At 66.0% G+C, this 24,264-nt stretch carries 21 protein-coding genes and 3 pseudogenes; 7 read left to right on the plus strand and 17 right to left on the minus strand.

The window, feature by feature from the left end; genetic code table 11:
* Position 1: 1 nt before the first annotated feature.
* Positions 2-265, minus strand: a complete 264-nt coding sequence (locus FCN77_RS18275) for a hypothetical protein (RefSeq protein ID WP_137323413.1) — start codon at positions 263-265, stop codon at positions 2-4.
* Positions 266-467: 202 nt separating this feature from the next.
* A complete protein-coding gene (gene ychF / locus FCN77_RS18280) occupies positions 468-1,553 on the minus strand; it encodes a redox-regulated ATPase YchF (protein WP_137323414.1) in 1,086 nt (361 codons plus the stop codon).
* A 217-nt stretch (positions 1,554-1,770) separates the two neighbouring features.
* Here ychF and FCN77_RS18285 point away from each other — a divergent pair, with 217 nt between their 5' ends.
* The gene (locus tag FCN77_RS18285; RefSeq protein ID WP_137323415.1) at positions 1,771-2,982 is read left to right on the plus strand and encodes a DNA recombination protein RmuC; all 1,212 of its coding nucleotides are present in this window, start codon (positions 1,771-1,773) and stop codon (positions 2,980-2,982) included.
* A 17-nt stretch (positions 2,983-2,999) separates the two neighbouring features.
* Here FCN77_RS18285 and FCN77_RS18290 read toward each other — a convergent pair whose 3' ends face one another.
* Together FCN77_RS18290 and FCN77_RS18295 are read right to left on the minus strand one after the other, a co-directional pair.
* A complete protein-coding gene (locus FCN77_RS18290) occupies positions 3,000-4,079 on the minus strand; it encodes a 4-hydroxy-3-methylbut-2-enyl diphosphate reductase (RefSeq protein ID WP_137323416.1) in 1,080 nt (359 codons plus the stop codon).
* A 9-nt stretch (positions 4,080-4,088) separates the two neighbouring features.
* Complete coding sequence (locus FCN77_RS18295; RefSeq protein ID WP_137323417.1) at positions 4,089-4,946, minus strand: hypothetical protein; 858 nt, start codon at positions 4,944-4,946, stop codon at positions 4,089-4,091.
* 167 nt (positions 4,947-5,113) lie between these two features.
* On the opposite strand from FCN77_RS18295, the pseudogene xseA reads away from it, so the two are divergent.
* A pseudogene (gene xseA / locus FCN77_RS18300) lies at positions 5,114-6,399 on the plus strand (exodeoxyribonuclease VII large subunit).
* 98 nt (positions 6,400-6,497) lie between these two features.
* A complete protein-coding gene (locus FCN77_RS18305) occupies positions 6,498-6,728 on the plus strand; it encodes an exodeoxyribonuclease VII small subunit (RefSeq protein ID WP_137323418.1) in 231 nt (76 codons plus the stop codon).
* A gap of 61 nt (positions 6,729-6,789) precedes the next feature.
* On the opposite strand, the gene FCN77_RS18310 is transcribed toward FCN77_RS18305, so the two are convergent.
* From FCN77_RS18310 to rsgA, 7 genes and pseudogenes are all read right to left on the minus strand, one after another.
* Positions 6,790-7,644, minus strand: a complete 855-nt coding sequence (locus FCN77_RS18310; protein WP_137323419.1) for a polyphosphate kinase 2 family protein — start codon at positions 7,642-7,644, stop codon at positions 6,790-6,792.
* A gap of 104 nt (positions 7,645-7,748) precedes the next feature.
* Positions 7,749-8,968 (minus strand): annotated as a pseudogene (locus tag FCN77_RS18315) (pyridoxal phosphate-dependent aminotransferase).
* A gap of 147 nt (positions 8,969-9,115) precedes the next feature.
* Positions 9,116-10,072 (minus strand): ABC transporter substrate-binding protein, encoded by a 957-nt coding sequence (locus tag FCN77_RS18320; RefSeq protein ID WP_137323421.1) that lies wholly within the window; start codon positions 10,070-10,072, stop codon positions 9,116-9,118.
* A complete protein-coding gene (locus tag FCN77_RS18325; RefSeq protein ID WP_137323422.1) occupies positions 10,069-10,815 on the minus strand; it encodes an ABC transporter permease in 747 nt (248 codons plus the stop codon). Before FCN77_RS18325 ends, FCN77_RS18320 begins: the two co-directional genes overlap by 4 nt.
* A complete protein-coding gene (locus FCN77_RS18330) occupies positions 10,812-11,522 on the minus strand; it encodes an ABC transporter permease (RefSeq protein WP_137323423.1) in 711 nt (236 codons plus the stop codon). Before FCN77_RS18330 ends, FCN77_RS18325 begins: the two co-directional genes overlap by 4 nt.
* Positions 11,522-12,621 (minus strand): annotated as a pseudogene (locus FCN77_RS18335) (ABC transporter ATP-binding protein). Before FCN77_RS18335 ends, FCN77_RS18330 begins: the two are co-directional and overlap by 1 nt.
* Positions 12,622-12,851: 230 nt before the next feature.
* On the minus strand, positions 12,852-14,066 hold the full coding sequence (rsgA, locus tag FCN77_RS18340; protein WP_137323424.1) for a ribosome small subunit-dependent GTPase A: 1,215 nt from the start codon (positions 14,064-14,066) through the stop codon (positions 12,852-12,854).
* A 384-nt stretch (positions 14,067-14,450) separates the two neighbouring features.
* Between rsgA and FCN77_RS18345 the strand changes: the two genes are divergently transcribed.
* Positions 14,451-15,530, plus strand: a complete 1,080-nt coding sequence (locus tag FCN77_RS18345; protein WP_137323425.1) for a pirin family protein — start codon at positions 14,451-14,453, stop codon at positions 15,528-15,530.
* 55 nt (positions 15,531-15,585) lie between these two features.
* Here FCN77_RS18345 and FCN77_RS18350 read toward each other — a convergent pair whose 3' ends face one another.
* The gene (locus FCN77_RS18350) at positions 15,586-16,548 is read right to left on the minus strand and encodes an N-acetylglucosamine kinase (RefSeq protein ID WP_254678622.1); all 963 of its coding nucleotides are present in this window, start codon (positions 16,546-16,548) and stop codon (positions 15,586-15,588) included.
* 36 nt (positions 16,549-16,584) lie between these two features.
* Here FCN77_RS18350 and FCN77_RS18355 point away from each other — a divergent pair, with 36 nt between their 5' ends.
* Positions 16,585-17,634, plus strand: a complete 1,050-nt coding sequence (locus FCN77_RS18355; RefSeq protein WP_175417308.1) for a nitronate monooxygenase — start codon at positions 16,585-16,587, stop codon at positions 17,632-17,634.
* Between the two features lie 55 nt (positions 17,635-17,689).
* Here FCN77_RS18355 and FCN77_RS18360 read toward each other — a convergent pair whose 3' ends face one another.
* Positions 17,690-18,670 carry a LysR family transcriptional regulator gene (locus tag FCN77_RS18360; protein ID WP_137323426.1) on the minus strand — a complete coding sequence of 327 codons (981 nt, stop codon included), beginning with the start codon at positions 18,668-18,670 and terminating at the stop codon, positions 17,690-17,692.
* A gap of 91 nt (positions 18,671-18,761) precedes the next feature.
* Between FCN77_RS18360 and FCN77_RS18365 the strand changes: the two genes are divergently transcribed.
* Positions 18,762-20,012 carry an MFS transporter gene (locus FCN77_RS18365; protein ID WP_137324851.1) on the plus strand — a complete coding sequence of 417 codons (1,251 nt, stop codon included), beginning with the start codon at positions 18,762-18,764 and terminating at the stop codon, positions 20,010-20,012.
* Here FCN77_RS18365 and FCN77_RS18370 read toward each other — a convergent pair.
* Entirely contained in the window at positions 20,009-21,172 is a 1,164-nt protein-coding gene (locus FCN77_RS18370; RefSeq protein WP_175417309.1) for a PLP-dependent aspartate aminotransferase family protein, read from the minus strand. The genes FCN77_RS18365 and FCN77_RS18370 overlap by 4 nt on opposite strands.
* A 133-nt stretch (positions 21,173-21,305) precedes the next feature.
* Here FCN77_RS18370 and FCN77_RS18375 point away from each other — a divergent pair, with 133 nt between their 5' ends.
* Complete coding sequence (locus FCN77_RS18375; RefSeq protein WP_137323427.1) at positions 21,306-21,809, plus strand: Lrp/AsnC family transcriptional regulator; 504 nt, start codon at positions 21,306-21,308, stop codon at positions 21,807-21,809.
* A gap of 75 nt (positions 21,810-21,884) precedes the next feature.
* On the opposite strand, the gene FCN77_RS18380 is transcribed toward FCN77_RS18375, so the two are convergent.
* The 3 genes from FCN77_RS18380 to FCN77_RS18390 all read right to left on the minus strand — a co-directional run bounded on the left by FCN77_RS18380 (position 21,885) and on the right by FCN77_RS18390 (position 24,208).
* The gene (locus tag FCN77_RS18380) at positions 21,885-22,124 is read right to left on the minus strand and encodes a 2-nitropropane dioxygenase (protein ID WP_137323428.1); all 240 of its coding nucleotides are present in this window, start codon (positions 22,122-22,124) and stop codon (positions 21,885-21,887) included.
* Positions 22,121-22,855 (minus strand): helix-turn-helix domain-containing protein, encoded by a 735-nt coding sequence (locus FCN77_RS18385; RefSeq protein WP_254678623.1) that lies wholly within the window; start codon positions 22,853-22,855, stop codon positions 22,121-22,123. Before FCN77_RS18385 ends, FCN77_RS18380 begins: the two co-directional genes overlap by 4 nt.
* 111 nt (positions 22,856-22,966) lie before the next feature.
* Entirely contained in the window at positions 22,967-24,208 is a 1,242-nt protein-coding gene (locus FCN77_RS18390; RefSeq protein WP_137323429.1) for an MFS transporter, read from the minus strand.
* Positions 24,209-24,264: the final 56 nt, after the last annotated feature.

Raw genomic sequence — 24,264 nt, forward strand, 5'->3', positions numbered from 1 at the left:
GCTAGGCTGTCATCTCGTTTGCCAGCTCGTGCTTCTCCGGGGTGACTTCCACCGGCAGGTTTGGCCTGACATTGTTGTCGAACCAGGCGTCGTGCTGCGTGGCCGCCTCCCAAATTTCCACAACGGTCATTCCGCCTTCGCTCTCATATGCGTAATGGGCGTTGAATCCGGGGGTGGCCATGAGTTTGTCCCTGAGGGCGGCAGCGATGCCTTCGTACTGTTCCCGGGTCAGGCCGGGCACCAGGTTTTGGACCAGAACAGTCATGGCGGACTCCTTAATAGGCGACTGCCGGCCGGGCGGACGGGTCCCACGGACAGAGCCGGCACAGCCGAAGCCTACGCCGGTAGCGGCGGCCGCGACAGGCTGACAGCATCATTTCGACTTGGCAGCCGGTGGCAAAAAACGCATGGCCGCTATGAACACGTGTTCTTAGCGGCCATCGCAGAGGTCTCAGGAAGCTCGGGAACTAGACGTTGAAGCGGAACTCCACAACGTCGCCGTCGGCCATCACGTATTCTTTGCCTTCGATGCGGACCTTGCCGCGGGCTTTGGCCTCGGCCATGGAACCGGCCTCGATGAGGTCGCTGAAGGACACAACTTCGGCCTTGATGAAGCCGCGCTGGAAATCGGAGTGGATCACGCCCGCGGCCTGCGGTGCGGTGTCGCCCCGGTGGATGGTCCAGGCGCGTGTTTCCTTCGGCCCTGCCGTCAGATAGGTCTGCAGCCCAAGGGTGTGGAAGCCGACGCGGGCCAGCTGGTCCAGGCCGGATTCGTCCTGCCCGTTCATTTCCAGCATCTCGCGGGCTTCTTCCTCATCCAGCTCCACGAGGTCGGACTCGAGCTTGGCGTCAAGGAAGATGGCGTCCGCAGGAGCGACCATGGCCCGCAGTTCCTCCTGCTTTTCCGGGCTGCCGAGGACCCCTTCGTCCGCGTTGAAGACGTAGATGAAGGGCTTGGCCGTCAGGAGGCCGAGCTCCCTGAGGTGCTCCATCTCCAGTTTGTCGGTCTTGACCGACGAAAAAATGGTGTCGCCGCGTTCCAGCACAGCCTGGGCAGCCTTGATGGCAGCCAGCTCGGCAGCTTCCCGCTTCTTGATCTTGACTTCTTTTTCGATCCGGGGAATGGCATTTTCGATGGTCTGAAGGTCGGCCAGGATCAGCTCGGTGTTGATGGTCTCCATATCCGAGCGGGGATCCACCTTGCCGTCGACATGGATGACATCGGGGTCGTCGAACACGCGGACAACCTGGGCGATGGCCTCGGCCTCGCGGATGTTGGCGAGGAACTTGTTGCCCAGGCCTTCGCCCTCCGACGCACCCTTCACGATTCCGGCGATGTCCACGAAGGACACCGGGGCGGGCAACAGCCGCTGGGATCCGAAAATGGCCGCCAGCTTCGCCAGGCGGGGATCCGGCAGGTTCACGACGCCGACATTCGGCTCGATGGTGGCGAACGGATAGTTCGCTGCGAGCACCTGGTTGCGGGTCAGTGCGTTGAAAAGGGTTGATTTGCCGACGTTGGGCAGTCCGACGATGCCAATAGTAAGAGCCACGAGCATTGATTCTACCGGTAATCGGCCCGGAACCATGCGGCCGCCCGTTCCTGTGCACCGCGGGTGTTCACGGGCTTCCACTGTGTTTTGCCGCGTTCGGCGGCATTCTGTCGCGTTGTAGGCGTTGTAGGCGTTGTGCGCCGAGTGGGTCCCGCGCCTGGGTCCGCCGGGTGCGTCCTGCGATCAAAATGTCTGGGGCCCGTGCCAAAGTGAACCCATGGACGCTTTTGCTCTGATACTTGCCCTGCTCATGTTGCTTGTCGGTGCCGCACTTGGTGCGGCCTGCACCTATGTCGTGTTCCGGCGGCGGACCGTTGCCCTGGAACAGGACTTCGACGCCGTCTCCGCCCGTCTCTCGGACGTCAGCTCTCAGTTCGCGGCCGCCGACGCCGAACGGCGCCTCCTGTCGGCCCAGAACCGGGAGCTGGGCGAGTCCCGCAACCAGGACGGCAGCGTGCTTCGGGCCCTGGCACCCGTCGCGGAGAAACTCACGGCAGTCCAACAGCAGGTGTCCCTGCTGGAACGGGACCGCCTGGAGCAATACGGCCAGCTGGCGCAACAGCTCCAGGAAGCCCGCCTCTCCGACGAGCAGCTGCTCCGCTCAACGCACGCCCTTGAGTCCGCTCTCCGGTCCAACAGTGCCCGCGGCCAGTGGGGCGAAGTGCAGTTGCGGCGGGTCGTGGAGGCCGCCGGCATGCTCCGGCACGTGGATTTCCACGAGCAGCACCACAGCACCGGATCCGGAAACGCTGTCCGGCCCGACCTCGTCGTCCAGTTGCCGGGAGACAAGCAACTTGTAGTGGACGCCAAGGTTCCGCTGGCGTCCTACCTCGAGGCCCAGGACCTCGGCCCCTCTTCCGGACGGCAACAGCACGGGCCCGCGCTCATGGGACAAAATGCCCTGCTGACAGCACACGCAAAAGCCCTGAAGTCACACGTGGACGCGCTGAGCAACAAGAAATACTGGGACATCCCGGGCAACTCGCCGGAGCTGGTAATCTGCTTCCTGCCGGCGGAATCCATTCTTGCGGCCGCGCTGGCTGCCGATCCCGGCCTCCTGGACTACGCACTGAACAAGAACGTGGTGCTGGCCTCCCCCAGCACCCTGCTCGCCGTGCTGAAGTCGGTGGCGTTCACGTGGCGCCAGGATGTGCTGACCGACAGCGCCCGGGAGCTCTTTGAGCTGGCCCGTCAGCTTTACGAGCGCATGGGGACCCTCGGCGATAACGTGACGAAACTGGGGTCGTCCCTCAAGACTTCCGTGGACCGCTACAACTCAATGGTAGGAACACTTGAGGCACGCGTCCTTCCCACCGCACGAAAGCTCAATGCTTTGGAAGTCGAGGGTCTGGCCACACCGCCCGCGATCGAAGTGACCACGCGGACGGTGGCCGCCCCCGAGCTTCAGGCCGAGGAATCAGCCGCGTAGCACCGTCGCAACCAGGGTCAGGCCCGCGCTTTGCGTCCTCCCAGGGCGCGGGTCACGTCCCCTGATTTCTTGAGTGTCGCGCGGAGTTCCTTGGGCAGGGAGAAGAGCAGGTCTTCCTCGGCGGTCACAATTTCCTCGACGTCGCCGTAGCCGTAGTCCGCAAGGAGGCGCAGCACGTCTTTGACGAGGACCTCGGGAACGGACGCACCGGAGGTGACACCCACCGTGGCGACGCCCTCGAACCAGGCTTCATCCACCTCGTTCGCAAAGTCCACACGGTACGAGGCCTTTGCGCCGTACTCCAGTGCCACCTCCACGAGGCGGACGGAGTTGGAGGAATTGGCGGAGCCCACAACGATTACCAGTTCCGCCTGCGGGGAAATCTTCTTGATGGCCACCTGGCGGTTGGTGGTGGCGTAGCAGATATCGTCACTGGGCGGATCCTGCAGCGTCGGGAAACGCTCCTTCAGCAGCCGGACGGTTTCCATGGTTTCGTCCACGCTCAGCGTCGTCTGCGAGAGCCAGATGACCTTTTCCGGGTCCCGGACGGTCACCTTGTCCACTTCGTGCGGGCCGTTGATGATCTGGATGTGTTCCGGGGCTTCGCCGGCCGTCCCTTCAACTTCCTCATGGCCGTCGTGGCCAATCAGCAGGATGTCGAAGTCGTCCTTGGCGAAACGGACAGCTTCCCTGTGCACCTTGGTCACCAGGGGGCACGTCGCATCAATGGTGCGAAGGCCGCGGTCCTCGGCCGACTGCACCACCGCGGGCGAAACCCCGTGGGCGGAGAAGATCACCAGGGCGCCTTCGGGAACCTCATCGGTTTCGTCGACGAAGATGGCGCCCTTCTCCTCCAGGGAGCTCACCACATGGACGTTGTGCACAATCTGCTTGCGGACATAGACCGGCGGGCCGTAGTGTTCCAGCGCCTTCTCGACGGCAATAACGGCGCGGTCCACTCCGGCACAGTAGCCGCGGGGGGCTGCCAGCAAAACCTTCTTGGGACCTGACACCGGAGCCGAAGCCAACACGTCCTCAGGCGAACGGCGCCTCCGCGGAATTGAAGGCATGGGGATGGAGACAGCTGAGGTGGTCATTGTTCAATGCTACCGGGAACGCACGGCGCGCCGGGCGCCGGCAATCAGGCGGAGAAGTACTCCGGCGAGGATCAGGACCGCCCCCGCGATGAGGGTTGCCAGGATCCACTGCCCAAACTGTTCGGAGGATGCGCTGACGAATTCACTCTTGAAGATGTCCGCCACTTCGTTGCCGCTTGCCGTTCCGTTAACGGCCAGGCCCGCGGCATCGGAGCCCAGCTTCCAGACCGCCGCCAGCACCAGCGCACCGGCTCCCGTACCCACCAGCACGGTCCAGCGGCGGCGTGCGGCGACGAAAGCCAGCAGCAGTGAAATGGCTGCGCCCGCGGCCAGCGCGTACCCCATTGGCGCGTAGGCCGAGACCTGGTCCACGAGCTGCCGCTGGCTGGGCTGTCCGATATCGATCAGCGTCTGGTCCGGCGCGTCCAGGGGCACTTTCGTAACGTCCGAAATCTGCTTCGTCAGCAGGCCGACCAGTGGTGCCACATCCAGCGTCAGCGAAGTCGATGGTTCGGCCTCGGACCCTGAAGACCCGGGTGCCGCGAAATTGAGCCGGTGGCTCTTCCGCAGTGTTTCCTCCCATGCCGCGGGATAGCCGGGGAGCGTGGTGAGTGATTTGGCGGCGGAATCGAGGATCGGCTGCACCAGATCCGCAAACGGTTCGGGAATCCGGTCGGCAGGATCGATGGTGCCCACAGCCGCCGATGCCAGTCGCTGCTGGAATGCGGCGTCCTTGCCCAGCGGAGCGGCAAGCGAAACGAAGCCGTCTTCCTGCACAATGTTCCGGTCCACCCAGATGGCCGGAACGGCGACGGCTGCCAGCAGCAGTCCAAGGATGACGGTGGCAGCTGAGACAAAAGTGCGCAAGTGATTCCTAGGTTTGGTTGGCGGTACTGCCATCCTAGGGGTGCAGGCGGGGAAGCAAAAATGTCGGCGGACAGTGGTAGAGCTATGGATAGAGTTGATTCGGTTTGATGCCCGCCACCCGCAAAGGATTCCCATGCCCCAGGCCACCACCCCGACACGGTCAGCCCGTGTCTGACAATAAGCCCGCGGCAACCACGCTTCCGGCGACAGCTGCAGACACAAGCCCGGACAATCCGTGGCCCCTGCAGCTGCTGTCCCAAAAGCTCAAGGCCCATATCGACCGCACGCCCCCGGCCTGGGTCGAGGGCCAGGTCATTGAGCTGAACCGCCGCGGCGGCAGCGCCTTCATGACGCTCAGGGATGTCGATGCTGAGATTTCCTTGCCTGCCTCGATCTGGTCGAGTGTGCTGGACCGCCAGGAGGTGCCCCTCGAACGCGGGTCGCGCGTTGTTGCGCTACTGAAAGCCGAGTTCTGGCTGAAGACCGGACGCCTGAACATGTCTGTGAAGGATATCCGCCCGGTAGGGCTCGGAGACCTGCTGGCGCGGATTGAACGGCTCCGCCACGCGCTGTCCCTGGAAGGACTCTTTGCGGACTCCAGGAAGAAACGCCTGCCGCTGCTCCCCCACAGGATCGGTCTGATCACGGGACGGGATTCCGATGCCAAGAAGGATGTCCTGCGCAACGCCGCCCTACGCTGGCCGGCCGTCGAATTCGCGATCCGCGAAGTGGCTGTGCAGGGCAACACCGCAGTGAACCAGATCATCGGAGCACTCAAGGAACTCGATGAGGACCCGCATGTGGACGTCATTGTGATCGCCCGGGCGGCGGCGCATTGGAGGATCTGCTCCCGTTCAGCAGTGAGGACCTGATCAGGGCAGTCTCTAACGCGTCCACGCCCGTTGTCAGCGCCATCGGCCACGAGGCAGACCGGCCCATCCTGGACGATGTCGCCGATCTCCGGGCTTCGACGCCGACTGATGCCGCCAAGCGAATCGTTCCGGACGTCGTCGAGGAACTCGCCAGGGTCCGGCAGGCCCGCGACCAACTCCGGCGCGGCGTGACTCTGCTCGTGGAACGTCAATCCGAGCGGCTGGCCTCCCTGCATTCCCGGCCGGTGCTAGCCTCGCCGGAGGTCATGGTCAGTTCCCGCGCGGAGGACGTGGCCCGGCTCAGCAGCCGCTCCCGGGCGGCCATCAGCACCGCGGTGGTGAGGTCCGCCGACCAGATCCTGCACCTCCGCAATCAGGTACGGTCGCTCTCACCACAGCAAACCCTCGACCGCGGCTATGCCGTGGTGCAGGTGGCCGGGCCGGACACAGGAGCGGAAGGACCGAAGGCAGTGGTCCGGCACCCGTCGCAGGCGCCGGAGGGCTCCGATCTGTCCGTACGCGTCGCAGGCGGCAGCTTTTCCGCCCGCTCGACCGGCGGCCACCACATTTCCGACAGCTGAATCAGCGCAGGGCCGTAGCGGCGCGGCACCACAAAAGCGCAGCGCCCTCCAGTGCGGGCGTAGATACCATCCAACAACCAGATGCAGGGAGCAACACAATGGCAGCAGAACAGAAGCCAAACGCCGACATTGAAACACTGAGCTATGAGGAAGCCCGCGAGCAGCTGGTCGCCGTCGTGGGCAAACTTGAAGCCGGCGGCGCAAGCCTGGAAGACTCACTCGCGCTGTGGGAGCGGGGCGAGGCCCTGGCCAAACGCTGCGAGGAATGGCTTGAGGGCGCACGCAAACGGCTCGCCGCCGCGAGGAACCAGGCCGGTCCGGAGTCCTAGTCCGGGCTCCTGCGCCTGCACTGCACTGCACTGCACGGCACGGCACGGCAATACCGGCCCGTCAGGACCTCTCCACCAGGCTGCGCTCCATGTCCACGTCGAACTCGGCGGGAGGCCACTCCAGTTTCAGGTCTTCCATTGCCTGCAGGAGCAGTTGCTGTACGGCGATGCGCGCGTACCACTTCTTGTTCGCCGGCACCACGTGCCATGGCGCAACCTTGGTGTGGGTTTTATCGAAAGCTGCCTGGTAAGCGGCCATATAGTCGTCCCAGAAGGCGCGCTCCTTCAGGTCGCCGCTGCTGTATTTCCAGTGCTTCGAGGGATCGTCCAGCCGCGCAAGCAGGCGGGATTTCTGTTCATCCCGGCTGATGTTCAGCATGACCTTGATGATTCGGGTGCCGGAGGCCGAAAGCCTGGCTTCGAATTCGTTGATCGCGGTGTAGCGTCGCTCCAGTTCATCCGGGGAGGCCCAGCCGTGAACGCGGTGAATGAGCACATCCTCGTAGTGGGACCGGTCGAAGACACCCACCATCCCGGCCGCGGGAACTTCCTTCTCGATCCGCCACAGGAAATCGTAGGATTTTTCCTCGTCAGTGGGTGCCTTGAATGCCTTGAGCTGCACACCCTGCGCGTCCATGGCACCCACCACGTGGGCAACGATGCCGCCCTTGCCCGCCGTGTCCATGGCCTGGAGGATCAGGAGGATTCGCTTGGTGCCACCAAACTTGGCTTCGGCGAACAGCTTCTCCTGGAGGGTAGTGAGCTTCCCGTCCAGGTCGGCAAGAAGTGCCCGGCCATCCGCTTTGTCGCCCGGATAGCCCGGGGTGGAATCAGGATCCACATCGGCCAACCTAAATCCGTCACCCGCGGCCAGGATCCCGGAGGGGTGTTTGTCGAAATCTTCGTTGCCTGCCATGTGAAGCCTTCCGCCGATGTTCCACCAGACCTGGGGCCGCCTCAACGCGGCACGTTCCGGCTGCCGCCGCCCGGGATATACCGGGCGGCATTGCTGCCATCAGGCTAGTTCCCCTGGTACCTGCTCAGGAAGTCCCCATGCGGCCAATTGCCTCTTCGATGTCCTTCACATTGGGCAGCGTGACCATCCGGAAGTGGTCGGGCCGGACCCAGTTGAACGCCCTACCGTGCGAAACCAGGATTTTCTGCTCGCGGAGCAGGTCCAGGACGAACTTCTCGTCGTCGCGGATGTGGTAGACCTCGGGATCCAGTTTGGGGAATAGGTACAGCGCACCCCTTGCCTGCTGTGTGCTGACGCCGGGGATGGCGTTGAGCAGATCGTAGGCCTTGTTGCGCTGTTCCAGCAGCCGCCCGCCGGGCAGTATCAGGTCGTTGATGCTCTGGTATCCGCCCAGTGCCGTCTGGATGGCGTGCTGGGCGGGCACATTGGCGCACAACCGCATGTTGGCCAGCAGGCTGATGCCTTCGAGGTAGTCGGAGGCGTCCTTCTTCGGCCCGGAGATCGCCATCCAGCCGGCCCGGTACCCGCACACCCGGTAGGCCTTGGAAAGGCCGCTGAAGGTCAGGCACAGCACGTCGTCACCGGTCAGGCCGGCCAGGTTCACGTGGACGGCGTCCTCGTAAAGGATCTTTTCGTAGATTTCGTCCGCGAACAGGACCAGACCGTGCTTCTCGGCCAGGGCCACAATTTTCTTGAGGGTCTCCTCCGGGTACACGGCACCGGTGGGGTTGTTCGGGTTGATCACCACGATGCCCTTGGTGCGCGGCGTGATCTTGGACTCGAGGTCCTCCAGGTCCGGCTGCCAGCCCGATTCCTCGTCGCACAGGTAGTGCACGGGCCGCCCGCTCGCCAGGGCCACCGAGGCAGTCCACAGCGGGTAGTCCGGGGTGGGAATGAGGACCTCGTCACCGTCGTCGAGCAGCGCCATGAGGGACATGGTGATCAGTTCGCTGACACCGTTGCCCAGGTAGATGTCGTCGACGTGGATGTTCTGGATCCCGCGGGTCTGGTAGTACTGGGACACTGCGGTCCGGGCAGAGAATATGCCGCGCGAGTCACTGTAGCCCTGGGCGTGCGGCAGGTGGCGGATCATGTCCACCAGGATGGCGTCCGGCGCTTCAAAGCCAAAAGGGGCCGGGTTTCCGATGTTCAGTTTGAGGATGCGGTGACCCTCTGCCTCCATCTGCTGGGCGGCCTGAAGGATCGGTCCACGGATGTCGTAGAGGACATTATGAAGCTTGGTGGACTGCTTGAATTCTGCCATCCATCAAATATGCCATATGGAGGATGTTCTTCCGCTGAGACTTGACTCACATCGGAACGGGCAATGTAGCGGCCGTGCAAACACAGACGGAAACGACGGCGGCGCCTTCCGGACCCGTGAGGTCCGGGAGGCGCCGTCGGTCCCGGGTTACTTAACCAGGCCCTTGTCCTTGAGCCAGGCGGCCGCAGCGTCCTTCGGGTTCTGCTTCTGGGTGCCGCTGACTGCGCGGTTGAGGTTGATCAGGTCATCCGTGGTGAGGATCTTGGACACGGAGTTGAGTGCTTCCTTGGCCTTGTCCGTCATCTTGGACTTGTTGTACAGCGGGAGGACCTGCTGGGCGATGAAGTTGTCCTTCGGGTCTTCCAGAACAACCAGGTCATTGTCGGCGATGGCAGGCGTGGTGGTGTAGATGTCGGCTACCTGGACCTGGTCCTCGAGCAGCGCCTTGACCGTGATGGGGCCGCCACCGTCGCTGAACGGTTCGAGCTTCTTGGGCTCGCAGTTGTAGTTTTTCTTGAGGCCGGGCAGGCCGTAGGCACGCTCGGCAAAGGTTGCCGGAGCACCGACCACAATTTGGCTGCAGACCTTGGCCAGATCTTCGATTGACTTGAGCTGGTACTTTTCAGCCGTCGCCTTGGTCACCACCATGGCGTCTTTGTCTTCGGCCTTGGAGGCCTCCAGTACGGCCAGGCCCTCAGGCAACTTGCCCGGCAGTGCCTTGAATATATCCTCGGCTGAAACTTCGGTGGCTTCCTTGTTTACATGCAGCAGGAGGTTGCCGCTGTAGTCGGGGATGACGTCCACGGAGCCGTCCTGGACAGCTTTGAAGTAGACCTCCCGTGAGCCGATGTTGGGCTTGGTGCTTGCGGTCACGCCTGCGGCGTTCAGGGCACCGGCGTAGACCTCGGCAATGATCTGGCTTTCCGGGAAATCCGCAGAGCCGATCACCAGCGCAGACCCTGACCCCGAACCGCCCGTGGCCGGCGCACTTCCAAGGGGGTTAGAGCTTCCCCCGCATGCCGAAAGTGCCAGGGCCAATCCGACGCCGGCGGCCAGACCGCCGAATGCGCGCCTGCCCAGGACTCTGTGGTGGGTTTCCTTCATGACGTACCTCCTTGAACAACAGGCTCCGCGGACACGGGCTCTGTGAGATCAGCCGGAGCCTGCTGGCTCCGGCCTGGCGTGGCAGGGGCTCCCCTGGACAGGAACAGCCTCTGGAATACAGCGAGAACCAGGTCGACGGCGATCGCCAGTCCGGCTATCAGGAGCGAACCGCCCAGCATCTGCGGAAAATCGGACAGCACCAGGCCGTCGAAGAGGTACCGGCCAAGGCCGCCGAGGTTGATGTAGGCAACCACAGACACGGTGGCGATCACCTGGAGCACGCCGGTCCTGAACCCGCCGAACATGACGGTCAGGGCATTGGGGAATTCGGCCCGGAACAGGACCTGCAGCTCTGTCATGCCCATGGCACGGGCTGCGTCCACCATATTCCGGTCCACGCTGGCGATCCCGGCATAGGTTCCGGCGAGCAGCGGTGGCACGGTCAGAATCACCAGCGCCCAGATGGGCGGCATCAGGCCTATGCCGGCGAGGAGGACGAACAGGGTCAGCAGGCCGAGCGTGGGCAGGGCCCTTAGCGCGCCGGCCAACGCCACAACGGCCACCCGGCCGCGGCCCGTGTGGCCGACGTAAAGTCCGATGGGGACCGCGATGGCGGTGGCGATCAGCATCACGAGCCCCGTGTACTGCAGGTGCTCGGCCAGGCGGGCAGGGATTCCGGCGCTTCCTGTCCAGTGCAGGGGGTTGCCAAGCCACGCGAAAGTGTCCGTGAATACGTTGCTCATGCGGAGGCACCGCCGGCCTGGACATCGGACAACCGTTCCGCCGCCGAGGCGGTTCCGGCCTTGTCCGTTCTCGCCGCCGCCCTGGTCCACGGCGTGAGGAGCCGTTCAAGCACCACCAGGATAGCGTCCATCACCAGCGCCAGGACCAGGATGGCAATGATTCCGACCAGCACCTCCGTGATGAAGCCCCGTTGGAGGCCGGAAGTGAAGAGCATCCCGAGATTGCCGATGCCCAGCAGCGCAGCCACGCTCACCAGCGAGATGTTGCTGACGGACACCACGCGCAACCCGGCGAACAGCACCGGCAGGGAGAGCGGGAGGTCAATCTGGACGAACCGTGCCGCGGGCTTGAAGCCCATGGCCACGGCAGCCTGGCGGAGGTCCTCGTCCACTGAGTCAAAGGCGTCCAGGGCGGCCCGGACCAGGAGTGCCACGGCGTAGATAGTCAGAGCAACAATCACGTTGACCGGGTCCAGGATCCTGGTGCCCAGGATGGACGGCAGGATGATGAACAGCGCAAGCGAAGGCACGGTATAGAGCAAGGACGTTGCCGTGACCACCACCGAGCGCAAGGTCCTGTTGCGCCGGGCGAACTGGGCCAGCGGAATCGAAAGGAGCAGCCCAAATGCCATGGGCAGGACGGCCAGCACCAGATGCTGGCCGGCGAGCTCAAACACCCGCCCGCTGTTGGCCAGGAACCATTCCATCAGAGAGCGTCCTGCCGGATCAGCCGGGCCGATTCGATGACGGCGAGCACCTCGTCCGCCTTGATGACACCGGCAACCCTGCCGTCCGCATCCACGGCAACGCCCACCCCGAAGGGGAGGACAGCGCTGCATCCAGTGCCCGCCGGAGGGTGTCGCCCTTCCGGAAGAGCGAACCGCCCGGAACGAGGACCGACCCGTCGCCGGGGCCGGTCCAGCCCAGCGGGCGCAGGTCAGCATCCACCACCAGCAGCCAGTCACCGCCGGCAGGGCCAGCCGTCGCGGACCCGAGGTCCGCCTGGCTTACCGTGGCAGCCTCGTGGAGGACCACGCCGTCGGACGGGCTGAACGCCAAGTGGCGGAAACCCCTGTCCCTGCCCACGAAGGACGCTACAAAGTCGTTGGCCGGGGCCCGGAGGATCTCCTCCGGGGTTGCGTACTGGGCCAGTTTGCCGCCGGTGGCGAAGACGGCGACTTTGTCACCGAGCACGGTGGCTTCGTCGATGTCATGCGTGACGAAAACGATGGTTTTGGCCAGGTCCCGCTGGAGGCGGAGGAGCTCCTGCTGGAGCTCGTCGCGCACCACGGGGTCCACGGCGCTGAAGGGTTCGTCCATCAGCAGTACCGGCGGATCTGCCGCGAGCGCCCGGGCCACGCCCACGCGCTGCTGCTGGCCGCCGGACAGCTGGGAGGGGTACCGCTTGCCGAGCACCGAAGCGAGCCCGACGACGTCGAGCAGTTCCTGGGCGCGCTTGCGCGACTCAGCCTTGGAGACCCCGTTCAGCCGCGGGACCGTGGCGATGTTATCCAGCACCGAACGGTGCGGCATCAGTCCCGAGGACTGCATGACATAGCCCATGGACCTGCGCAGCTGCGCGGCGGGCACGGAGGTGACGTCCTTCCCGTCCACAGTGATGGTGCCAGTGGTTGGTTCGACCATGCGGTTGATCATCCGGAGGGAGGTGGTCTTCCCACAGCCGGACGGACCAACAAACACCGTGATGGAGCCTTTGTCTATGGACATGGTCAGGTTGTCCACGGCCGGCTGCCCGCTCTGGTACTGCTTGGTGACGCTCTGGAATTCGATCATGGCTTCAGCCATTTCCGGGCTTACCTAACTGTTGGCGGCAACATCGGACGGACAAGCCAGAAGATCATAAGCTCACTGATTTTCGGCTGTAAAGCAGGTAGTACACAGCGTATCGAGCGGTCCCGCCAAAGTCAGCGGTGCCGCGGTTACCGTAAGCATTCGGTGACCTCCGTATTTTGGATGGGTGGCAGCCCCCTGCCACCCATCCCTGCCACGCATCCCGCGGCCGCCTATCCCGCGCGCTACCCGGGCTTCCGCCAGCCGCGCTTCCCGTCCCGGGCGGAACGTTCGTCGGCCTTTTCCTGCCCGTAGCGCTCGGCCGCACGTTGGCTCTTGCCCGCCACCACCACTTTCTGGTGCCACTCGCGCTGGTACGCACGCCGGGCAGCCGCGTCATGCCGCCGGTTAAGGGCCGCGAGCTCGCGCTGAAGCTTGAGGTAGCTCTCCCACCGGCGCGCATCAAGGGTTTCGTCCGCCAGGGCGGCCTGCACGGCACAGCCAGGTTCCCGGTCATGCGCACAGTCGGTAAAGCGGCACTGGCCGAACAGCTCTTCCAGGTCGCCGAACATTTCGCCCATGCCGTCGTCCGCGTCGAAGAGCCCGAAACCGCGCACCCCCGGCGTGTCCATGAGCACTGCTCCTCCGGGCAGTGGGACGAGCTCGCGGGACGTCGTGGTGTGCCTGCCCTTGCCATCGCCGGCCCGGGCTGCCCCGACCTCCTGGACCCTGTGCCCTGCGAGGGCGTTGATCAGGGTGGACTTTCCGGCACCGGATGGTCCCAGCAGGACGAGCGTCCCGCCGGCCGGGATGTGGCCGAGCAGTTCATCGAGTCCGTCGCCGTGCTCGGCCGATGTGGTGACAACGGCCACGCCGGCGGATTGCCGGATGACCTTGCCGACGACGTCATCCGCGATGTCGGCGAGGTCGGCCTTCGTGATGACCACCAGCGGCGTGGCCCCCGAATCCCAGGCCGCCACCAGGGTCCGTTCCAGCCGGTTATGCGTCAGCGGCCGGTCCACCGGGACGACGACACCCACCACGTCCACGTTGGCGCCGAGGACCTGCGCTTCCGAGGACGCCTCGAACGCCCGCTTGCGGGTCAGCGCGGAGTGCCGGGGCAGCACACTGACAACGGCCGGTTCCCCCGCCGCGTTCACGCCGAGCCAAACCCAGTCCCCGGTGGCAGGAACATCACCGCCCGAGGGGTAGGGCAGGTGGCAGAGTTCCGCGGCGGCCGCCACGAGGACCCTGTTCCGGTCAACGCGGACAACCCTGCCGGGTTTCTCGCCGCCCGGAACGGGATGGGCGCTGAACAGCGCGGCTATCGAAGCGGTGTAACCGAACTCCGCCGGGCCCGCCGTTTCCGGGCCCGGGTTCGCCGGATTCTGGTTGCGGGGTGGTGATGTAGTGGTTGATGAAGAATCTGCGGTGAGCAATTGACCTGAAGTAGTTTTCAATGAAGAACCTCTGTTGGGGCCCCCGTTGCACGGACTCCGCCGGTGATCCGGTCAGGCGGTTCAGCCTGGCTGATTCAAAAGGTGCGGGTCAGGACGTGCGGTTGGCCGGGGCAGGATTAATGACTTTGCTGATGCGCCGGGCGCGCAGGAATATTGCAGTCATCATCTCCACCTCCCCCTGTTGCCGTGTTAGATATCGGGGTCCAACCGTCCTCTTCGCCGGCGCTCTGTCCGGCGGCTTTTCAAGGGTAAGCCGTCCGCCCCCGGCTTGGCTAGGGGGAATGCGCGCCTGCCTGAGCCTGGGTTTGCCTTCGCTCCGGCTTGCCTCCACTGCGGCCGGCACCCCCACTGCCGGGAACCAGCCCTTCGTCCTAGAGTTGGTCTGTGACCAACCTTGAAGTAAGCCCCAGAGAAGAACTGTGCCCGCCCGGACAGCCGGGAGGCTACGCCGGGAACGGTCCGTGCCTGCAGTTGTGGCCCGCCCGGGAAGTTCCGCTGGGCGGAGTCCGGGCAATGAATGTCTTCCGCACGCTTCCGCAGCGCGGCCTGCCCACCGTAGGCGCTTGGTGCTTTTTGGACAGCTTCGGACCGGACCGCGTCGCCATGTCAGTCCTGCCGCATCCGCACACCGGCCTCCAGACGGTGACCTGGCCGCTCGCCGGCAACATCAGGCACCGCGACAGCGTGGGCAGCGACGTCGTCGTGCGGCCCGGCGAGCTCAACATCATGACGGCCGGGCACGGCGTCTCACACTCCGAGTTCGCCGTCCTGCCGCACCGTAATTCAGTGACCGACGACGCCGCCGGCGCCGGGACTTCCGGTCACGGAACGTCCGACGCGGGATTTGAGCTTCCGCTGCAGCGGGGCCTTCAGCTGTGGGTCGCCCTCCCCGATGGTGAGCGCCACCGCGCCCCGGCTTTTGAACAGCACCGGGACCTGCCGGAAGTGGTCGGGGACGGCTTCACCGCGACCGTCATGGTGGGAAGCTTTGCAGGCAAGGTCTCGCCCGCCACCATGTACTCCCCTATCGTCGGCGCCGACATCAGCTGCACCGGACCGGTCGCGCTGCCGCTCAACCCGGAGTTCGAGCACGCCGTGCTGGTGCTCGACGGCGCCCTCACCATCGATGGCCAGGATGTTCTGCCGGGCCCGCTGGGTTACCTCGGCACCGGCCGGCTTGTCCTTGAACTGGATGCACGTCCGGACACGCGTTTCATCCTGCTGGGCGGCGAACCGTTCCAGGAGGAGCTGCTGATGTGGTGGAACTTCGTCGGCCGGACCCACGATGAGGTGGCCCAGGCACGCCAGGACTGGCAGGCCCAGGCGGAGCTGACGGAACAGGACGCCGAGGCGGCGCGCTTTGGCCTGGTCCGGGGTCATGGGCCGGACGCGGGATCCGAAGCCGGGCGCATCCCGGCTCCGGCGTTGCCCGGAGTGCGCCTCCGGCCCCGCACCCGCTCCTGACTGCCCGGGCGCCGAAGGGCCAGAGAAACCCGCTCCTGAGGGCTGCCGCCGCCGGCTATCCCTGTTCGGCCACCAGCTGCAGGACGCCGAAGACGGGGTCCTGCTCCAGCACGCGCACGTCAGTAACGCCTTCGCCGGCCAGGCTCCGCCTGAAGGCGTCCTGAAGCCTCGCGACGTTCATGCCCAGGCCGCTGCCCAGGATCACCGGGCCCTGGATTCCCAGTTTCCGCAGTGCCTGGGCCGCCAGTCCGGCGAGGTCCGCGCCTGCCTGCTCAACAAGAGCCTGGCTGGGGGCGTGGCCGGCGTTCGCCGCCTCCACCACAAGCCGGGCCTGCTGCGCCCAGTAACGGCGCCCCGTTTCAGGCGCGTGGAAGAGTGCTATCAGCTTGTTGGGGTCATCAACGTTGCAGGAGCGCAGCAGTGCCGTGGTGAGTTCGTCCGGTTCCAGGCCCTGGTTCATCCGGCGAAGGCTGTGGCGGACGGCTTCGCGTCCCAGCCAGTATCCGCTTCCTTCGTCTCCCAGGAGGTAGCCCCAACCGCCAGCCCGGGCTTCCTCGCCCTGCGCATTCTTGCCCCACGCTGCCGAACCGGTGCCGGCAATGACTGCCACTCCGGTGCTTGCCCCGCCGGCTGCCAGCAACAGCCTGGAGTCGTGGACCACCGTGACCTTTGCGCCGGGCACATGGGGAGCGATGAGCGCTGCGAGCGCAGCTGCATCCTCGTCAGTGTCGATTCCGCCGGCGCCGGCGTAGACCTGGGCGACCCGGCCGCCGCCGATCCTTCCGAAGAGCTCCGCAAGGTGCAGGGCCGCTTCCTCGCGGCTTACGTTCTGCACATTGGAGCTGCCGACGCTTTCATCAGCTACCGCCTGTCCGTTTTCGAAACGGACGCCGCGGGTCTTGGTGCCGCCGATATCCAGGCCGATCACGGCACCGGCTACTGCACTGGGCTCCGCGCCGTGGCCGGCGCCGGTGGAAGGAACAGAATCCGTTGCCGGCAGGTTGTCAGAATTAGTCACGTGAACAGACTACTGAGTCGCTACAAGGAGCAGGGAATGACGGGCGCCATATTCGGAACCAGAATCATTGCGGCACCCATGGCCGGGGGCACATCGACGCCGCAATTCGTGCAGGCCGTTGCTGAGTCCGGTGGTTTGGGTTTCCTGGCCGCCGGCTATAAGACCGTGGAGGCCATGCAGGCGGAGATGCGCGAGCTCAGGTCCGCCGGGGCCCGGTTCGGCATGAACGTCTTCGTTCCCGACCGGGCACAGCTGAACCCTTCGGCCCCGGCAGTCCGGGAGCTGGAGGACTACCGGCAGAGCCTCGAGCCGGATGCCCGGCGGTACGGGGTAAGCCTTCCCGGGCTGCGCCTGGATGACGATGATCTGTGGCAGGACAAGGTGGACGCCCTGCTCGAAGACCCGGTGGAGTTCGTCAGTTTTACCTTCGGGCTGCCGGAGAGGGACGAGGTGCGTGCGTTAAAGCGGGCGGGCTCCGCGGTCCTGGCGACCGTCACGAACACCGCCGAGGCCCTACTCGCCGTGGAGCGGGGTGCCGACCTCCTGGCGGTCCAGCATGCCAGTGCGGGCGGCCACAGCGGCGCGTTTCTGCCGCCGGCAGGCGGGGCCGCCTCCCCCGGAACCCTGACGACGGCGGAGCTGCTCGCCTCGGTGCGTGCCGCCGTCGGCGTCCCGCTGGTTGCGGCCGGCGGGATCATGGATTCCGCCGGGCTGGACGCTGTGCTGGCCGCGGGCGCATCCGCTGCCCAGCTGGGCACGGCCTTCGTCCGCAGCGACGAAAGCGGGGCACGCCAGCTCCACAAGGACGCCCTCGCCAGCCCCCGCTTCACGGAAACACGCCTGACCCGCGCCTTCACCGGCCGGCAGGCCCGCGCGCTTGCCAACTCTTTCGTGCTGGACCACGGGGATGCCCCCGAGGGATACCCTGCGATTCACCACCTGACTGCCCCGATCCGGGCAGCGGCAGCCGCAGCGGGCGATCCGGAGCGGCTGAACCTGTGGGCGGGAACCGGGTGGAGGCAGGCTTCGGAAGGTCCTGTCGCGGCAATCATGGCAGGGCTGCTGGCGGGGTCGGCGCTGGCCTGAGTTGCCGTCTGCCCAACGGCCGGCGCTGCACGAAACACACCGGATCGGCCGGTCATCACCCGGAGCGCGCCCGGACCAGCCCTGCCAGCAGCGCCGGCCCGTCGGCCAGGACCATCTCGCGGAACAGCCTGACTTGGTCCGGCTCGGCCTCCTGGCCGCCGCGGCGTTCGCGCCATGCAAGACCGATTTCGCGGAAGGCCAGCCCCGATTCCAGCGGCACCTCCACCCAGCCCAGGTTGCCGGTGAGCGGACTCACCGTCCGCCCGGGCGCCAATCCGCCGGGCGGAAGGATGCTGACGCCCAGCCCGGCGGAAACAAGGCCGCGGACCGTGTGGGAGTCCTGGCTTTCGAAGGCGATGCGCGGGCGGAATCCCGCCTCGCGGAACAGTGCATCCGTTAGCGATCGCATCCCGAACCCGGCTCCCATGGCCACGAACGGGTCCTGCCTGATCTCCGCAAGCTGTGCTGTTTTTCGGCCGGCCAGACGGTGCTCATGGTGGACCACCAGCCGCAGCGGTTCCCGGTAGAGTGCGGCCGAGCCGATGCTCCGGCTGGCGGGCGCGACGGGAGCCGTGAGTGCCAGGTCCGCCGTTCCCCCGGCGAGTTCCGCGAGGCAGCCGTCGCGCGCGCCCTGGCTGAGGTCGAAGGCCGTTTGCGGATGGCGGCTGCGGAAGGCACTGATCAGCAGCGGCAGCGTGCCCTCGCCGAAGGTGTGCTGGAACGCCACGGCTATCCGGCCGCGCACCACCTCGGATTCATGCCGGACCAGGTCCAGGCCGGTCCGGAACTCGTCCAGGGCGGCGTCGATGTACGGCAGCAGCGCCTTGGCTGCCGGGGTGAGCCGGACTCCCCGGCCGTCGCGGACCAGCAGTTCGGTGCCCACCACCGCGCTGGCGCGGGCGAGCGCGCGGCTGACTGTGGACTGCGGCACGCCCAGCAGTTCGGCCGTTTCGGTCACATGCTGGGTCCGCCCGAGTTCGGACAGGATGGGAAGCAGCGGCAGCAGCTGCACCAGCTGTTTGTGCTCGATGTCCATCCGGCACCTCCGTCAATCAATCCGTATTCGGCATTTGTTCTATGTAAATCATGCATTGGAAGCATGTCTGATGGCGACCTACGCTGGGTTCATGCCGCTGCTCTCAACGCACACCATGTCCAGGCTGGAGCCGTGGGACGGCCACCCGAAGGGTTCGGCGGCCTACGGACGGCTGCTGGCAGGACTCGCGTTTGCCGGTGTGGCGACGTTCGCGCAGCTCTACTCCACGCAGGCCGTGCTGCCCATCATGGCCACTGAGCTGCGGGTGTCCGCTGCCGAGGCGGCCCTCACCATCTCCCTGGCCACGGTGGGCCTGGCCGTCACGGTCATCCCGTGGTCCTTCCTCGCGGACCGGATCGGCCGCATCCGGGCCATGACCCTCGGCATCTCCGCCGCGACGGTCCTTGGCCTCATGGTCCCCCTGGCTTCCACTTTTCCCATTCTCCTGGGGCTCCGGCTGCTCGAGGGCATGGCACTGGGCGGCATTCCCGCGATCGCCATTGCCTACCTGAACGAGGAAGTCCACAAGGCGCACGCCGCCCTGGCCGCCGGGAGCTACGTCGCGGGCACCACGTTGGGCGGGCTCGCCGGACGGCTGGTGGCCGGGCCTGTGGGTGAACTGTGGGGATGGCGTGCAGCGGCGCTGGCCGTCTCCGTCCTTGCGGCGGTGGCCGCGGTCCTGTTCCTGGTCCTGGTGCCCAAGGCACAAGGCTTCACCCCGGCGGCCGCCAGCGGATTCCGCGGGGCGGCCAGAACACTGGCCGGCCATCTGCGCAATCCCCGACTGCTGGCCCTCTACGTCCAGGCGTTCCTGCTGATGGGCGGCTTCGTCGCGGTCTACAACTACCTCGGGTTCCGGCTCTCCGGGGAGCCGTTCGGGCTCCCCGCTACGGTGATCAGCCTCATATTCGTGGCCTACCTCTCCGGAACCGTGACCTCACGGCTGGCGGCCGGCCTCACCGTGAAGTTCGGCCGCCGGACCATCCTGCTGGCCGGGATCGTGCTGATGGTCCTGGGCCTGGCACTGACCCTGACGCAAGTCCTCCTCCTGATCCTGGCCGGGCTCCTGCTGTTCACCGGCGGATTCTTCGCGGCGCACAGCATCGGGGCGGGCTGGACCGGAGGAATAGCCACCACCGGCCGGGCGCAGGCGGCTTCGCTCTACAACCTGGCCTACTACCTTGGGTCCAGTGCCATCGGGTGGGCCGGCGGCTTGGTGTTCCAGTCCCTCGGCTGGACCGCCCTGGCGCTGACCGTCATCGGGCTGGGATGTACGACGGCGGTGATCACCGCCGTCGTACATCCCGCCTCCGGTGCCCGGCAAGGGAAACCCGGCAGCTAGCGCGTCCCTTCGATTGCCTGCACAAGGTCCGCCACGATATCCGCGGAATCCTCCAGCCCGACGGAAAGCCGGAGCAGCCGCGCATGGGGCTTGGCCTCGGCGGCAACCGGCCGGTGGGTCAGCCCCGCCGGGTGCTGGATGAGGGTGTCGATCCCGCCGAGCGAAACGGCATGGGTGATCATCCTGACAGCCGGCGGGATCCTCTCCGCGTGTTCCGCGCTGGCCAGCTCAAAGGCCATCAGCGAACCGGGGCCTGACATCTGCGTCCCCACCAGGCCCAGCGGATCGCACTCCGGCAGCCCAGGGTAGAAAACATCCTTGACCAGCCCGTGCCCTGCAAGCGCAGTGGCAACTTTGTGGGCGGTTGCCTGTTGCGCCCGCACCCGCACGGGAAGAGTGGCCAGTCCCCGGTGCAGCAGGTAGGCCGGCCAGGGGGTCAGGATGCCGCCGGTGACGGCACGGACCTGGCGGAGCCGCGTGGTCCACTCCGGGCAAGCCGCTATGACCCCGCCCATGGCATCCCCGTGGCCGCCGAGGAACTTGGTGGCACTGTGCAGGACCAGCGTGGCGCCGTGCGCCAGGGGCTGCTGCAGCACGGGGCTGGCGAAGGTGTTGTCCACCAGCAGCGGGACGCCGTCCGCGTCGGCCGCCAGCCGCGCGATGTCCACGAGTTCCAGGCTGGGGTTGGCCGGCGTTTCCACAATCACCAGTCCGGTGTCGGGGCGCAAGGCTGCGCGGACGCCGTCCGCCGAACTGAACGTCACTTCCGTGCCCAGGACACCCGAAGCGAGGATGTGGTCGCTGCCGCCGTACAGCGGACGGACCGCCACAACGTGCTTCTTTCCGGCGGCGACCGTGGCAAGTAGCGCGGCACTCAGGGCGGCCATCCCGGTGGCGAAGGCCACCGCTTCCGGTGCACCTTCCAGGGCCGCGACGCCGTCCTCGAAGCGGGCGACCGTGGGGTTCCACAGCCGCTGGTAGACGGTGCTCTGGCCTTCCAGGTGCACGCCTCCGGTGGCCATCTGTTCGTAGGCCTGGCCGCCGTCGTGGACGGACGGAAGCGGCGCGGTGGTGGACAGGTCAATCGGTACGGCGTGCACGCCCTGTTCGGTGAGGCCGTTCCGGCCGGCATGCACAGCCAGTGAATCGCGAGAAAGCACGGGACTCCTTATGAATTATTCGCCATTGAATCCGGCAAGTATCTGGCAATAATTCGGAGTTTCACAGAGGGAATGAATGGAACTGTCGGAAAGCGGAGTTTATGATGAACTCATAACACTTTGAGGAGGCCCTGTGAGCAGCAGTGCGAAGAATATTCGGCTTGGAGCTGGGACGGAACCGCTGGACGCCATTGACGAGCGGCTGCTGGCCGCCCTGGTGGAAGACGCGCGAATTTCGAACAAGCAGCTTGCCGAGCTCGTGGGCATTGCCCCGTCCACGGCGCTCATGCGCACCCGGGCGCTGTCCGAACGCGGCATCATCCAGGGTTTTGAGGCGAAACTGAGCCTGTCCGCGATCGGCCGGTCCGTTCAGGCACTCATCGCCGTCAGGCTCCGCGCCCACGACCGGGAACAGATTGACCGGTTTACCTCCCGGGTGCCCAAGCTGCCTGCAGTGCTCTCCACCTTCCACACCTCCGGTTCGGTGGACTACCTGCTGCACATTGCCGTGGCCACCACCGAAGACCTGCGCGACTGGGTACTGGACAACCTGGCAACCGACCCCGTGGTGGGCCATACCGAAACCACCCTGGTGTTCGACCACATGCAGGGGAACCACGGCCCGCTGCCCGACTGAGCCGCCGGACTGACTGAGCCGCCGGACTGAGAGCCTTGCGGGTGGGCGCCTGCGGCGCCTAATGCCAAGCGGCGCCTAATGCCAGATGTAGAGCCCCGAATGCGCGGTGCCCATGACGTCGCTCCGCAGGACGTCCAACTGCTCGCGGCGGAGGGTTGCGGCCCGCTCGCGTTCCGCCCAGTCGGAGAGGATGACACGCCGGCGCTCGGCCCAGCGGACCAGCGCTGCACCCAGCCTGGCTGCAGCCGACTCGATGACCGTGGGACGGCGGTAGGGGCCGCACGCGGCTGAACCGGTGGCGGAGAGTGTGCTCATGGCTGTTTCCTTTCGGGACTTTCCTGGGGTGCGGTCCTTGACGTGCGGCTCCGGCTTCCTGCCGAAGCGGGCACGCCGAGGATGGGAAATGCATTGAGATGGATCTGGACTGGCCTGGCGCCTTCCTGCTCGCCCTCGGCACGGATTTCCTCCAGCACGCGGTGGCCGTACGCCTCCAGGGCGTGGGTGTACCTGGCCAGCTGGCCCGCAGTGAGACGGGCATTGGCAGTGCTTATGAGGGCGGCGTGGAGCCATTCGGCGTCGAGGGCTTCACTGCCGTGGGCCATGAAGTCGGCCAGCACGGCCTGCCGGCTGTGCTCGAATTCCCGGGTGACCAGCCTCGATGCCTCTTCCGTTGCCGGGGACGTCGCCAGTTCCGGGGATGTGATCTGGATGGCGCCACGGGGACGCTCCCACCAGCGCTCCCGCGCGGTGCCCTTGCCTTCCACCTCGCGGACAAAGTCATGCTTGGCGAGCTGGCGAAGGTGGTAGCTGGTTGAACCGCTGGATTCGTTGAGCAGTTCACCCAGGCTGCAGGCGGTCTGCGCGCCGTAACGCGAAAGCATCTCCAGGATCTGTACGCGCAACGGGTGGGCGAGGGCCTTCAGGGACACCGTATCCACCCGGCGGACCGGAAACGCGGCTTCCTCACCGGCCGGCAGGGCCGCGTCCGCCGGTGTCGCCGCACTGGACTTCAGTTCCGGCGGTGATGTTTCCGGTGAACCGTTCATAGGTCAAAACTACGCTTGCAAAGAAACCTTTGCAAGCATTTCTTTGCAATGATTTATTTGCAACAGTTTCTTTGCACTGGCGGGCTGCGGCAGGCCGCTGAGACAGGACGGTCAGGCAGGCCGTCGAAGCGCGGCAGACAGCGTCACTGCGGCCAGCACGGACGCCATGAGCGCGCAAAGCACCACAAAGCCGGTCACGGCCGCCTGCAGGCCATAGGCCGCCGTCGCAATTCCCAGGCCGATCACCGGCAGGGCGCTGCCAAGGTACGTGATCACGTACACCGTGCTGATGATTTGGGCGTGCCGCGGGGCCTCCACCTTTCCGGCCACATCGTTGAAAACAGTCCGGAACGACACCCCCTGTCCGACGCCGGCAGCGAGGCTAGCCGCGATCAGCAGCAAGGGGCTGCTCCATACTGCGGCGGCGGCAATCAGGAGCACCGAAGCGGCGAGCACTGCAAGGCCGGCGGGGACCACGAACCTTCCAGTGACGGTCAGCAGCTGGCTGAGCGCGGACGCACCGAGGGTCAGCCCGGCCAGGACGCCGATGAGCGGCCGGGAATCGGCTCCCATGATCTGGGCAAAGTATCCGGGTGCCAGGGAGAGGCAGAAACCGAACACGCTGAAGCTGAGGAACCCGACGGCGGAAGCCAGCCAGAAGGCCCCCCGCGCCTCACTGGACACGGAGGGGCGGCGCGGCGCCAGCACCTTAAGCGGCTGTGGCCCCGCTGCAGACTTTATGGCAGGGCGCGCCTTGAGCAGGTACAGCGGCACGAGCATCGCGACCAGGACTACCGAATGAACGTAGTACGGCGTGGACGTCGGCCCGGGCAGCAGCGACAGGACACCGCCGATGGCCGGCCCGGCAGCGACTCCCCCGGCAGACGCCAGAAGGGTGAACCGCGACGCCCAGTCCGGACGGGCGGGCAGCAGTTCGCGCAGCGCAGCGGAACTTGCGCCGGTGGCCAGGGCAACGGCGACGCCCTGGAGGGCGCGGCCGGCTGAAAGCATCGGCAGGCTGTCCGCAGTAGCGAAAATCACGCCGCCCACCAGCCCCACCACGACGGCGAGCAGCAGCGCGGCACGGCGGCCGATGTGGTCGGACCAGTGCCCGGCCAACATCAGGGTGGCCACCAGCGCCAGGACGTAGGAAGCGAACGCCACCGTGATGCCGAAGGACCCGATGCCAAGCTTCGCCTGGAGCAGCGGGTAGAGCGGGGTTGCGAGGTTCGCGCCGACCAGAAGCGTGAAGATCACAACGCCCGCCATGACCAGCCGGGCCGTGGTGGAAGCGTCCCATGCCCAGCGTCCGGCGGTGGCCGGACGCATGCGGAGTTCGCTGAAGACAGTCATGTGCGTACCTTTGCCTGCAGTGCCTGGCCACGCGCCTTCCTTGTGGGTATGGACGC

It is taken from the genome of Arthrobacter sp. 24S4-2, assembly GCF_005280255.1.
Lineage (GTDB): Bacteria > Actinomycetota > Actinomycetes > Actinomycetales > Micrococcaceae > Arthrobacter.

Bases quoted from the DNA above. Each gene is read 5' to 3' on its own strand.
- FCN77_RS18320 (WP_137323421.1), bottom strand. From the start codon at position 10,072: ATGAAGGAAACCCACCACAGAGTCCTGGGCAGGCGCGCATTCGGCGGT.
- FCN77_RS18285 (WP_137323415.1), top strand. From the start codon at position 1,771: ATGGACGCTTTTGCTCTGATACTTGCCCTGCTCATGTTGCTTGTCGGT.
- FCN77_RS18310 (WP_137323419.1), bottom strand. From the start codon at position 7,644: ATGGCAGGCAACGAAGATTTCGACAAACACCCCTCCGGGATCCTGGCC.
- FCN77_RS18305 (WP_137323418.1), top strand. From the start codon at position 6,498: ATGGCAGCAGAACAGAAGCCAAACGCCGACATTGAAACACTGAGCTAT.
- FCN77_RS18330 (WP_137323423.1), bottom strand. From the start codon at position 11,522: ATGGAATGGTTCCTGGCCAACAGCGGGCGGGTGTTTGAGCTCGCCGGC.
- FCN77_RS18290 (WP_137323416.1), bottom strand. From the start codon at position 4,079: ATGACCACCTCAGCTGTCTCCATCCCCATGCCTTCAATTCCGCGGAGG.
- FCN77_RS18365 (WP_137324851.1), top strand. From the start codon at position 18,762: ATGCCGCTGCTCTCAACGCACACCATGTCCAGGCTGGAGCCGTGGGAC.
- FCN77_RS18275 (WP_137323413.1), bottom strand. From the start codon at position 265: ATGACTGTTCTGGTCCAAAACCTGGTGCCCGGCCTGACCCGGGAACAG.
- FCN77_RS18360 (WP_137323426.1), bottom strand. From the start codon at position 18,670: ATGGACATCGAGCACAAACAGCTGGTGCAGCTGCTGCCGCTGCTTCCC.
- FCN77_RS18355 (WP_175417308.1), top strand. From the start codon at position 16,585: ATGACGGGCGCCATATTCGGAACCAGAATCATTGCGGCACCCATGGCC.
- FCN77_RS18390 (WP_137323429.1), bottom strand. From the start codon at position 24,208: ATGACTGTCTTCAGCGAACTCCGCATGCGTCCGGCCACCGCCGGACGC.
- FCN77_RS18380 (WP_137323428.1), bottom strand. From the start codon at position 22,124: ATGAGCACACTCTCCGCCACCGGTTCAGCCGCGTGCGGCCCCTACCGC.
- FCN77_RS18385 (WP_254678623.1), bottom strand. From the start codon at position 22,855: ATGAACGGTTCACCGGAAACATCACCGCCGGAACTGAAGTCCAGTGCG.
- FCN77_RS18325 (WP_137323422.1), bottom strand. From the start codon at position 10,815: ATGAGCAACGTATTCACGGACACTTTCGCGTGGCTTGGCAACCCCCTG.